Here is an 11,651-nt window from a genome sequence, read left to right as displayed (position 1 = left end):
AAAACACCAGCGCCCCCTCTGGGGAGAGGTCGGGTGAGGGGCCGCCCACCCCGCCTCGCCTTCACCGGCCGGATCAGCCATCGCCCACATCCACCCCCTTCACCTCGCACCTAGGGTTTGGAGAGAGAATTCGCTCAGGCAGCTTACGGCGTCGAAGATCGCCGAAAGGCAAACAGACGAATCCAAAGCACCGGTGATGAATGCAACCATCGGTCAATCGCGACCTCCTCCTATCGGTCGTTCGCATCCATCAAAGCCCCCAATAATTCCTTCCGCCCAGCACAACATCGCAAACCACACTGACCTTTGACCTGATGCCACCTTTCGCCTCACCGCTCCGCTAAACACCAGCTCCAACGGAGCTGCGTATTTGAGCCCGGGGTCAGCCGAGCCAAAGCGAGGCGACCCTGGGTATCATCGCCCAATCCGGAGAAGCAAACCCATCGCCCTCTTCGCACGCCGCCTCCACCAGCAGCGTCTCCACGCCACTCCGCTGCAGCCACAGCCTCCGCATGCTCCATCACTCCCATTTCAAACCCTCGCCGCATCCCCATCACACGGCACCACCAGCACCGGCATCGTCGCTGCTTTCAGCACATCCGCAGTCATCGTCCCAATGAAGAAATGATACAGCGCACTGTGATGGTGCGTCCCCATCACAATCAAATCCGCCTGCAGAGCCTCCGCCTCGTTCACCACCGTCTCCGCCAGCGGCCCCTTGGCCTGATGCGCCGTGGCGTTCACGCCCGCTTTCTTCAGTCCCATCAGCAGCTCCTCCAGACGCTCCTCATGCGCTCGCAGCGTTTCCAGCGAAGGCTCCACCGGGATCGGCGGCACCTCCGCGCCATACGTGGCCACGGGAATCTCCAGCGGCGTCACATGCAGCAGCACCACGCGGCTCCCCATCGCAGCAGCCAGCATCTGCGTGTAGTTCAGCACCTTGGAAGCAGCATCTGAAAAATCCACCAGCGCGACAATCGTTTTCATTGAAATCCTTTCGTTTAGATTTGTGGGTACGGTCACAGACATCTTGTATCACGGCGGCCCGTGCTGTGTGGCATAATATCGCGCGCGCGGTCCGGTGAAACAATAGACTTCATGAAATCCCGCATCCATCAGCGCCCGGCTTGCCGCCTCCGACTCGATGCGGGCCGTGTCCGTTTCATACAGCACGATCGCCTCGTTGGTCCCCACGCCCAGGCACTTCACTTTTTCCACGAAGTCCAGGCAACGCGATTCCGTCAGCCGTGTCTCGTCCGCTGCCTTGTCCGGCAGCACATCCAGCAGCGCATAGCGCCGGTCGCGCTCCTGCCATTCTTCAAGCTCGTGCAGGCTGATCGTTTTCATGTCTTTTAGGATGTTCCATGCGTTGTCGTCGCCTCTTCCTTGGAGAGCGTCTCAACGATCATCGTTTCCAGGTTGGCGATGTTGATCGGCTTCGTCAGATGCTCCAAAAATCCGGCGTCACGGCTCCTCTTCACGTCATGTTCCATGCCGTAGCCGCTCACCGCGATCGCCCGCACCGGCCCACGCTGGTGCAGCTTGTTCATCAGCTCCCATCCCGTTCCGTCAGCGAGCCCGATGTCGCAGATCATGAGATCTGGCGAGGCAATCGAAAACTGCTCATACGCCGCAGCCACGCTGCCCGCAGCCCTCACTTGAAATCCCTTCCGCTGCAGCACCCGCGCCAGGGCGCGCCGGGTGTCCTCATGGTCTTCCACCACCAGGATGCTCTTGCCACGCACGTTTTCGCCCGGCGTGGTCCGCGCCGTATCTGCCTCCGCAGGCTTGTTTTTCGAGGATGGAATGCGGATGCGGAACAGCGCTCCCTTGTTCTGCCCCTGGCTCTCCGCTTGGATCGTCCCCGCATGCCCCTCCACCACCGCGCGTGTGATCGCCAGCCCCAGTCCTATTCCCGTCGCTGTGGGATGTGGTTTGATCGGGTGGAAGGTGCCAAACACTCCCGGCAGCCGCTCCGGATCAATGCCCAGCCCGTCATCGCTGATCTCGATCACGATGCTGTCATGGTCGTTCACCGTCGTGATGCTCACATGACCGTGCGGTTTGCTAAACTTGATCGCATTCTTCAGCAGATTCCAGAACACCTGGTTCAGCCGCGCGGATTCTCCCATCACCATTGGGTTCGCCGCCTCCAGCCTGCTCTTCAGTTGAATCCGTTTTTCCTCAAATCCCTCCTGGCAGATTTCCAGCGCCGCCTCGATGCAGCGGTGGATGTCCACCGGGTTCTTTTCAATCTTGAGCCTTCCGCTGGAGATCTGCGTCAGGTCCAGCAGATCGTCAATCAGGCGCGCCTCCAGCTCCACGTTTCGCTGGATCACCGAAAAGATTTCCCGCAGCGCCGGCGTCAGCGTGCTGTCACCCCGCGTGGAGGAAACCAGGGAGAGCACCGGCGTCAGCGGCGTGCGCAGCTCGTGGCTCAGCATCGCCAGGAAATCATCCTTGGCAGAATTCGCCGCGCGCAGTTCTTCATTGTGCACGCTGGACTCCGCATACAGCCGCTTCAGCTCCTGCTGCTGCTCTTCCATCCGCCGCTCCACCCGCATCTGGTAGATGGCATTGTTCACCGCCAGCCGTATCGCGTCCGCAGTGGCGTTGGTCTTCACCAGGCAGTCCAGCGCGCCCGCTTTCATCAGCGCCACGGCCGTCTCCTGTCCGCCTCCTGCGGTCAGCACGATCGCAGGGAAGGGGAGCTTCCCCTGGGCGTCCGCCACGGCTCGGAGAAAGTCCAGGCCGTTGCCGTCCGCCAGCTGCTGGTACAGCACCACGCAGTCCGGCTGCCGGCTCTTCAGCACTTCCAGTGCTTCACGGATGGTGGCTGCCTCCAGCACGTTGTAGGCAAAGTTTGAATCGCAGCGCAGGTGCCCGATCACATTGGACCGGTCTTCCGCATTGCCATCGAGTATCAGTAAAGTTCTTTCCTGCATGGAGTGGGTTGGTTCGGCGTCGTGAAGTGGGTCTCCAGCAGCGCTCCTCAACCTTTTGATTCGTGCCTCGTCGCACTCCCGGCTTTGTGCTTGTGGCCTGCCTTTTTCCATCTGACGCCCCCGCCGGGGGCCTCCCTGAAGTCTGCGCCGGAAGGAAATCCCCGCCGTCTTCAGTTTTCCCCCCGCCTCCTCTTTTACGCGCCGCCCTCGCCCGCTCCCAGGGAGCCCGCCAATCGTGTCCGGCGGGCGGTCAGCGTACCCGTCCACGGCTGCAGCAGGTATCCCAGCTCCTTCGGATTGGACTCCGGCGCCAGCCAGCGGTGCCAGTCCGCCGGCCGCAGGATCACCGGCATCCGCTCCTGCCCCTCGCGCACCATCTCATTGGCCCGCGTCGTCAGGATCGCATAGCCCTCCGTGCTGCCGCCCTTTTTCTGCGGCAGGCTCGCCCAGATGCCCGCAAACACCATCGGCTCGTCATACGGCAGTCGAAATTCCGTCACCTCATGCGCCTTCTCTCCGCCATGCCGGTCATAAAAGGAATCCGCGATTACCAGGCAGCGGGAGGTTTCATACGTGGTTCGGCAGCTCGGCTTCTGCGCGATCGTTTCGGACCTGGCGGTGATCAGCGGCCTGGGCAGCCATCTCAGCGTGATCCCCCAGCGCATCATCTCGATCTGGCCCGTCTCTCCCTCCTGCACCCGGATCACCGGCCCCGCCTGCAGCGGCGCATGGTGCAGGCTCTCGGGCAGCTCCGGCTGCTTCAGCAGCAGCCTCCGCGCCGTCTTCGCCACACTTCCTGCGGAAATCGTGTAACGTGTGTTCATGGCATGTCATGGTAGTTTCGAATGCTTTGACACCCGCGGCCCTCTTTCCCTTCACAATTTGTATCTCCTGGTGAAAATATAAATCTCACTCTCACCAGTCCGCCCATGCGCCCGTATGCGATTCCGCGCCGCTCCGCCATCCACGGGCGCTTTTCACCGCCACGCCGCCCTTTTTTCATCGGCCTGCATCCCTGATAGGTACATCCGCCCTTCTCCCGATCTGCGAATTCGTGGCACATGAATTCCTTCCGTGTCAGACAAGGCCACCCCTATCCCCTCGGCGCCACTTGGGACGGCGTCGGCACAAACTTCGCACTCTTCAGCGCACACGCGCAGAAGGTGGAGCTCTGCCTCTTCGATCCCCAGGACCCTCAGCGCGAGATCATGCGCAAGCAGCTGCGCGAAAAGACCGACCACGTATTCCATGGCTACCTCAATGATGTGCGCCCCGGCGCGCTCTACGCCTACCGCGTCCACGGCCCCTGGAAGCCTGAGGAAGGCCATCGCTTCAATCGCAACAAGCTCCTGCTCGATCCCTATGCCAAGGCCCTCACCGGCGGCTTCAAATGGAAGGATGAGATGTTCGGCTACCGCATCGGCGGCAATGAAGACTTCGAAATGGACAAGCGCGACAACGCCTCCCTCATGCCCCGCTGCGTCGTCATCGACGACAAGTTCGACTGGTCCGGAGACCGCCGCATCGACCGCCCCATGGCCGAAACCGTCATTTACGAAGTCCACGTCAAAGGCTTCTCAAAGCTCTGGTCCGTCCTCCCGGCGAAGCAGCGCGGCACCTACGCCGGCCTCGGCTCCCGCGCCGCCATCGCCTACTTCCGCCGCCTCGGCGTCACCGCCATCGAGCTCCAGCCCGTTCACCATTTTGTGAACGACAGCTTCCTCGAAGGCCGCGGCCTCACCAACTACTGGGGCTACTCCACCATCGGTTACTTCGCGCCAGACAGCCGCTATTCCTCCTCCGGCGCCGCAGGCCAGCAGGTCACCGAGTTCAAGCAGATGGTGAAAAACCTCCACGCCGCCGGCATCGAGGTCATCCTCGACGTCGTGTACAATCACACCGCCGAAGGCAATCACCTCGGTCCCACCCTTTCCTTCAAAGGCATCGACAACGCCAGCTACTACCGTCTCGTCGCAGACTCGCCGCGCCACTACATGGACTACACCGGCACGGGCAACACGCTCAACATGCGCCACCCCAATGTCCTCCAGCTCGTCATGGACTCCCTGCGCTACTTCACCACCGAGTGCCATGTGGACGGCTTCCGCTTTGACCTCGCCTCCACCCTCGCGCGCGGCCTTCATGAAGTGGACAAGCTCGGCGGCTTCTTCGACATCATCCACCAGGACCCCGTGCTCCAGCGCGTCAAGCTCATCGCCGAGCCCTGGGACGTCGGCGAAGGCGGCTACCAGGTCGGCAACTTCCCCGTCGGCTGGGCCGAATGGAACGGCAAATACCGCGACTGCGTCCGCGCCTATTGGAAAGGCGATGACTCCCAGGTCGGCGAACTCGCCGCGCGCCTCACCGGCTCCAGCGATCTCTACCAGGACGACGGCCGCCGCCCTTACTCCAGCATCAATTTCATCACCGCTCACGACGGCTTCACCCTTTACGACCTCGTCAGCTACAACGACAAGCACAACGAAGCCAACGGCGAAAACAACAACGACGGCGACAACAACAACCACTCCTGGAACTGCGGCGCCGAAGGCCCCACGGACGACCCCTCCGTCAATGCCCTCCGCCGCCGTCAGCTTCGCAACATGCTCGCCACCCTCATGCTCTCCCAGGGCGTTCCCATGCTCTGCGGTGGCGATGAATACGGCCGCACCCAGAACGGCAACAACAACGCCTACTGCCAGGACAATGAGATCAGCTGGTTCAAATGGGACCGCACTCACGAAGAGATGTCCCTCACCGACTTCACCCGCCGCCTCATCGCCCTCCGTCGCGAGCATCCCACCTTCCGCCGCCCCAAGTTTTTCTACGGTCGCAAAGTCCGCGGCGCAGGCGTCAAAGACATCATGTGGCTCAATCCCGCCGGCCAGGAAATGAGCGACGAAGAGTGGGGCACCCACTTCGTCAAAACCCTGGGCGTCCTCCTCTGGGGAGACTCCCACGACGTCCGCGACTGGCACGGCGCACCCATGCATGACGACACCTTCCTCATGCTCCTCAATGCCTCCCACTTGCCCGTGGACTTCGTCCTCCCCAACCACATCGCCAGCCGCTGGTCCCTCATCCTCGACACCAACCTCGAGACCGGCTTCCTCGACACTCCCACCGAGCATCCTGCCGAAACCAAGCTCACCCTCACCGAGCGCTCCTTCCTACTCCTCCGCCGCATCGCCTGACCGCTGCCGCCGAAAACAAAAGGCACAGGAGCAAAAAAAATCGCGCCAGCTTCCTGGAGTGCGCCGGCCCTCCGGCGCTTTCGAACGTCCTCCACGATCCTCAAACAATCGCGCCCCCGATAAACCCAGCGCCATCACCCTGCGCTCCCGTCATCCAGCACCTCTCAGGCTCACCCCCTAAGGCCCCTCATCCGCCGAATCATCCACCGCCCTGACAGCCATCCCCCTCCCACGAGTCGAAACCTTCGCGCTCACACAAACCACCCGCCACACCATGAAACTTGAAACGCTCCAGGACCTCCTCGTTCACGAACTCAAAGACCTCTACAGCGCCGAAAATCAGCTCGTCAAAGCCCTTCCCAAGATGGCCGCAGCCGCCACCAACGAAGACCTTCGCGCCGGCTTTGAAGAGCACCTCGAGGAGACCAAAAACCACGTCACCCGCCTCGAAGAAATCGCCGAAATCCTCGGCTGCAAGCTCACCGGCCATCGCTGCAAAGCCATGGAAGGCCTCATCGAGGAAGGCAGCGAACTCATCAGCGAAGACGCCGAAGACGTCGTCCGCGATGCCGCCCTCATTGGCGCGGCCCAGCGTGTCGAGCATTACGAGATCGCCGGTTACGGCACCGCCCGCGCCCTCGCCGAGTGCCTCGGCTACGGCGACACCGTCCGCATCCTCACCGAGACCCTCGATGAAGAGCGCGCCACCGACGAAAAGCTCACCGAACTCGCCGAAACCACCATCAACGTGGAAGCCGCCGAGCTCGTCGACGTCGAGTAAATAAATCCTTTCCCCCCAAACCTGAAGCCCCCCACGGGGCGTGAGAGCATCACCGCTCTCACGCCCTTTTTTTCTTTTAAAAACACTGCCTCCGCGCATCGCCCCGCAGCCCGCTACTTCAAATGCCCCTATCGAGATGCATCTTTTACCATGGCATCGCCATCAGGGTTTGCCTGACCTCACAAGCAGGACCCCTCCTGATTGCTGAGATTGAATAAGACGCGCACAATCACCCCCTGTTATCCCCCATGAAAACACAATCCCCAACCAAAACCGCGCCCGCCAAAAAGGCCCCCGCCAGCAGCAAAAAACCAGCCGTTGCGCCCCCCCTGAACAGCACCCCCGCGCAGACCTCCAACGGTGCCAGCTCCAACGGTGCCCACTCCAACGGTGCCCACTCCAACGGCACCAGTTCCATCGCTTCCAACTCCATCGCCACCGACTCCCTCGTTCCTTCATTGCAGGATCAGATCGCCGCGCGCGCCTACCACATCTGGCAGCAGCAGGGCTGCCCGGACGGCACCCACGAGCACAACTGGTCCCAGGCAGAAAAGGAAATCACCCGCAACGAACCCGCCGCTTTCATCGCTTAGCCCCTCCTCCACCACCCACCCCCCCAACCACCACCATGTCCACCAGCCATGCGCTTAAACCCTGCTCCTGGGCCTGCCCTTGGAAAGGCACCGCAATGTGCGCCCAATGCCTGCTAAACTCCCAGTCTCTCGCGGACGGCCGCGTCAGCCTCGGCGTCCTCTGCGGGCTCAAATCCCTCTACCAGGCCAACGACCTCCCGCCATGCATCGTCGGTCATCGTCTCGACTGGTCCGGCCCGCGTGAAAGCGCCATCGGTCTCACCGCAGTCATGGCCTGACCCCTCATCCGCGCGTTTCTCGCGCACCCTGCCAGCTGCCCTGCAACCAATCTTTTTTGGCTGCACCCCCACAACATCGCTGCGAACAACCGCCCTCAACGGAGTGCCCTTCTTCCCGGCACATCTCCAGGCACCCAATGCCACTCCGTTGAAGGTCACGCATCGCCAGCAAAAGCCCCGCTCAGACCGGCCTTCCCCTTTCCAGCTCCCCTCCCTGCAGCCAGGGAAGGGGACCGCCGCCACAGTCGCCCTCTTCAAGAAATCGGCAGATGACCCGAGCTCGAACCACGAGCAGTTGAAAACGGTTAGGTGAAATAACAGCGACCGTGACCATCTGACCGGCCCACAAAAGACCTCCGCTAGGCCGAAGACGCGCAAGCACCTTGCTCTCTGCCAAGGACCCGCAAGTTCTCGCGGTATGCCCAAAGGCCCGCCGGACTCAGCCCAAGGCGCAAGCCCTGGGTTTAGGTGCGTGACCATCCCTCTCAAGGTCGCGCTCTGAAGGAGCGCGGGAGAGCCTTCGTAAACACCCCACCTTCCAAGCAAGCCAGCGCCGTATTGTCGCACCGGCTTTAGCCATCGTGAAGCGTCCTTCGCGACAACACCCCCCAAACATACCCCCAATCTCAAACCCTCCGCTCCCGCCCATTTGCGTCTCCACACCAGCACCCGTCCCCCGCAGCCCAGCCGCCCCGCACCCCGGCAAAATATCCCCGCCCAAATTGAGCATTGCCACCTTGCATCCTGTCTGCTTTTAGCCTCCACTCTGCCTATCATGGCGAAAGCATCTTCCAAAGCCTCTGCCCAAAAACCCGCCTCGCCGGCACCCGCAGCCGCGCCGAAAAAACGCCGGGTCCTCATCGTGGATGACCACCCCATTTTCCGCAACGGCATCATCCAGCTCATCAATCACGAGCCCGATCTCGAAGTCTGCGGAGAGATCTGCTCCGCCGCCCAGGCCCTCAGCGCCGTCGACGAACTCCGCCCCGACATCGTCACCCTGGACATCTCCATTCAGGGCACCAACGGCATCGAGCTCATGAAGTCCATCCGTGCCGTGCATCCTCAGCTTCCCGCCCTCATGATCTCCATGCATGAGGAGTCCACCTATGCCGAGCGCGCCCTCCGTGCCGGCGCACGGGGTTACGTCATGAAAGCCGCCTCCTCGGACAAAGTCATCGAGGCCATCCGTCGCGTCCTCGGCGGCGGCCTCTACCTCTCCGAAGCCATCGGCGGCCGCCTTCTCAATACCTTTCTCACCGGCCGCATCGCCGAGCCCGGCACCTCCTCCGTCGAGCAGCTCAGCGACCGCGAACTCGAAATCTTCCGTGCTGTCGGCGAAGGCCGCGGCACCCGCGAGATCGCCCGCAGCCTCTTCCTCAGCGTCAAAACCGTCGAAACCCACCGCGCCCACATCAAAGAGAAGCTCCACCTCAAGACCGCCCCGGAGCTCGTCCGCGCCGCCGTCGAATGGGTCAATCGCGAAGCCAATCTCTGATACTCCGGCGCGCCACCCCGCGCCTCTTTCCACCCCCTCAGGCGCACTGCTTCTTCATCACCGCTGGCAGTCTGAAGCCCAGGTAGGTGCCATTGGAAATCCCCAGCAGGGCCAGCAGCGTCGCATCAAAAACCGGCAGCGCGCGCGTCACGCTCACATTCAGGATGAAAACCACCCCCAGCACCAGCGTCCAGATCAGCATCTGGTAGCGGTGAAAGCTGTAATGGTCATCCTCCGTCATCCAGTCATCCAGAACCCTCATCACCGCGTTCCTGCTCTGCAGCCCGCATTTGGCCAGCTGCGCCTCCAATCTTTCCAGCTCCGCCAGACTCTCCGGACTCGTTCCGATTCGCGCCAGCGCCAGACTCGTGCTCAGCCGCGTGGCTTCTGCCTTCAAGCGGCTCAGAGCAGAACGCAGCCCCTCGATCTTTTCGTCGGCAGCCGCCAGCTCTTTCACCATCTCGGAGCGCTCCCTCTTTTCGGCGTCAATTTGATCCTCAATGGCCTTTCTCTCGCCCTCGGCGGCCGTTGCCAGCTTCACCTCCTTGGCTCGGATCTTTCCCTCCACATCCGCCATCGCTTGGACCAGCCTCGGCCGCTCGTGGTCCTTCGCCTGATTCAGCTCCTGTTTCGTGGTGCTGATCAGCTCTTCCAGGGCCATGATCTCGTTCTCCAGGCTGGTCTTGTCCGCATCCCTCACTTTCCGCAGTCTGACCACCTCCGCCCTCAGTCGCGCGATGAACTCGTGGCGTTTCTCCCCCTCATTCCGCGCCCGCGGCCATGCCTGGCTCCCGCCTCCTGTCCTGCTGCGGTCCTCCGTGATCACCGCCGCCCCGAGCGCCGTTCCCGCGCCGATGCCGATGAGCCACAGGCACGTGTCATTCAGTTTGGGAATCTTGCTCAATGAAATGTACAGAAACAGAAACGAACCCACTACCAGGATAAACCAGAACGCCATCTGAGCACGTGCCAGGCTGTAGGGCAGGATGCCGTCCGGACGCAGATTTCCCAGCGTGTCCCGGATCAGGTCCGTCCGCCCCGCACCCATGTAAAAGATCCCCAGGCACACAATCATGATCAGCACCGCTGTTCTCAGTTTTCCCGGGCTGATGATCACCAGCCGCATTTCATAATGGCCTTCTTGGATCTTGCCGCCCTGAGGTACATACTCGATCGCCGTCTCCAGCGGGTACGGCCGTCCGTCAAAGGGGCAGTTCAGGGTCAGCTTGATGCTCTCCTCCAGCAGGATGCGCTTTCTCAGCTGCTGCCAGACATCCGTGTTGAACTCGTTCTCCTCCAAGGAAAAGAAGTACCATAAGTAGTCATCGTTGGCAGTTTTACCTGCGCGTCGGTTCGTCACCTCCACCTCCGCGTTTGTGGGTGTCGCACCGGTCAGCACCAGGTCATTGATCAGCAGCTTCAGTTCAGACGCTTTTTTCCGCATCAGCTCGTTGAAAACTTTTGGCGCCTCCTGGATCAGCACCGCCGTCTTCTCCGGCGTCGTCTTCGCCTCGCCTTGCAGGCTGCTCCCCAGCCCCTGAAAGCTCGGCAGCTTCAGTACTTCCTCCACCACATCTTCCGCCGCCAGCTCCGGGCGCTTCCCGCTCAGCGGGTGGCGCGCGAGACCCTGCGCTGGAGGCTCCTTCCTCAGCTCGTGAATCTTCGTCTCGTCTTCCGCCGTCAGCACACCCCCGTCGATGAACTCCTCAATCTGTGCTTCATCCAGCTTCCCTTGCTGCGCCGCGTTCGCCACCTGGCGCGCGTCCAGCGCCAGCTTCAGCCGCCCGTTGCGGATGATGGCCTGCAGCGCACCGCTCGCCCCTTTCATGAACTGCGCGTCCACCGCATGCAGATTGTCCACACGGTCGATCAGCCAGCCGTTGAAGTTCTTCACCTCCACCACCAGCACGTCCCCCACGCCCATTCGTTCGCTCCGGATCTGAGACCCGTGCTCCGCTCCACCCCCCTGGGCCACCCACGCGCGCAGCACCCCGTAGCGAAACCCAGGAGGTTCCACCGGGATTTCAGACTTTTTCTCTTTCTCCTGTATCGCCGTTATCTGTCCCGGCTCGATGCTTGCAAGACACATCGGGCATCCGAGCACCACGGCCATGCCGCCAACGCCAAGCAGGTAACGCATGGCGCCACTGGCAAGTCGAGGAAACAGCCGCGTCTTCATAGAGATCGAAAGGAAATACTTCCGCAGAGCATGTGGGACCGAGTCATTGGAATGATCGCACGAATAACGCGGTTACAGATGCTTATAAGTAGTTGTCTCTTGTCAGTCATTCCGCGCTCCTTGCTCCGGCCCTCCCTCGTCCCACAAATTCCTTCAAGTCCCACCTCGCCAACACGTGCAGGG

10 protein-coding genes are annotated in these 11,651 nt (G+C 61.7%); 5 read left to right on the top strand and 5 right to left on the bottom strand.

All coding sequences use genetic code 11. The annotated features are described in order from the left end of the window. Positions 1 to 531: 531 nt before the first annotated feature. From ACILSO_RS28785 to ACILSO_RS28770, 4 genes are all read right to left on the bottom strand, one after another. Entirely contained in the window at positions 532 to 987 is a 456-nt protein-coding gene (locus ACILSO_RS28785) for a universal stress protein (RefSeq protein WP_395740946.1), read from the bottom strand. A 48-nt stretch (positions 988 to 1,035) separates the two neighbouring features. Then, positions 1,036 to 1,347 (bottom strand): hypothetical protein, encoded by a 312-nt coding sequence (locus tag ACILSO_RS28780; RefSeq protein ID WP_395740945.1) that lies wholly within the window; start codon positions 1,345 to 1,347, stop codon positions 1,036 to 1,038. Positions 1,348 to 1,352: 5 nt separating this feature from the next. Beyond that, positions 1,353 to 2,945 carry a response regulator gene (locus ACILSO_RS28775; RefSeq protein WP_395740944.1) on the bottom strand — a complete coding sequence of 531 codons (1,593 nt, stop codon included), beginning with the start codon at positions 2,943 to 2,945 and terminating at the stop codon, positions 1,353 to 1,355. A 194-nt stretch (positions 2,946 to 3,139) separates the two neighbouring features. Continuing rightward, the gene (locus tag ACILSO_RS28770) at positions 3,140 to 3,769 is read right to left on the bottom strand and encodes an SOS response-associated peptidase (protein ID WP_395740943.1); all 630 of its coding nucleotides are present in this window, start codon (positions 3,767 to 3,769) and stop codon (positions 3,140 to 3,142) included. A 237-nt stretch (positions 3,770 to 4,006) separates the two neighbouring features. Between ACILSO_RS28770 and glgX the strand changes: the two genes are divergently transcribed. From glgX to ACILSO_RS28745, 5 genes are all read left to right on the top strand, one after another. Further along, positions 4,007 to 6,139, top strand: coding sequence for a glycogen debranching protein GlgX (gene glgX, locus ACILSO_RS28765; RefSeq protein ID WP_395740942.1), 2,133 nt, complete (start codon positions 4,007 to 4,009; stop codon positions 6,137 to 6,139). A gap of 274 nt (positions 6,140 to 6,413) precedes the next feature. After that, a complete protein-coding gene (locus ACILSO_RS28760) occupies positions 6,414 to 6,920 on the top strand; it encodes a ferritin-like domain-containing protein (RefSeq protein WP_395740941.1) in 507 nt (168 codons plus the stop codon). Between the two features lie 248 nt (positions 6,921 to 7,168). Beyond that, positions 7,169 to 7,513: a DUF2934 domain-containing protein gene (locus tag ACILSO_RS28755; protein WP_395740940.1), complete on the top strand. Its 345-nt coding sequence runs from the start codon at positions 7,169 to 7,171 to the stop codon at positions 7,511 to 7,513. Between the two features lie 35 nt (positions 7,514 to 7,548). After that, the gene (locus ACILSO_RS28750; protein WP_395740939.1) at positions 7,549 to 7,791 is read left to right on the top strand and encodes a hypothetical protein; all 243 of its coding nucleotides are present in this window, start codon (positions 7,549 to 7,551) and stop codon (positions 7,789 to 7,791) included. 775 nt (positions 7,792 to 8,566) lie between these two features. Then, complete coding sequence (locus ACILSO_RS28745) at positions 8,567 to 9,289, top strand: response regulator (RefSeq protein WP_395740938.1); 723 nt, start codon at positions 8,567 to 8,569, stop codon at positions 9,287 to 9,289. A gap of 37 nt (positions 9,290 to 9,326) precedes the next feature. Here ACILSO_RS28745 and ACILSO_RS28740 read toward each other — a convergent pair whose 3' ends face one another. After that, the gene (locus ACILSO_RS28740; RefSeq protein WP_395740937.1) at positions 9,327 to 11,429 is read right to left on the bottom strand and encodes a hypothetical protein; all 2,103 of its coding nucleotides are present in this window, start codon (positions 11,427 to 11,429) and stop codon (positions 9,327 to 9,329) included. Positions 11,430 to 11,651 lie beyond the last annotated feature (222 nt).

The sequence above is a fragment of the Prosthecobacter sp. genome, from assembly GCF_044226605.1.
Lineage (GTDB): Bacteria > Verrucomicrobiota > Verrucomicrobiia > Verrucomicrobiales > Verrucomicrobiaceae > Prosthecobacter.
This window is presented reverse-complemented; position numbering and strand designations above follow the sequence as displayed.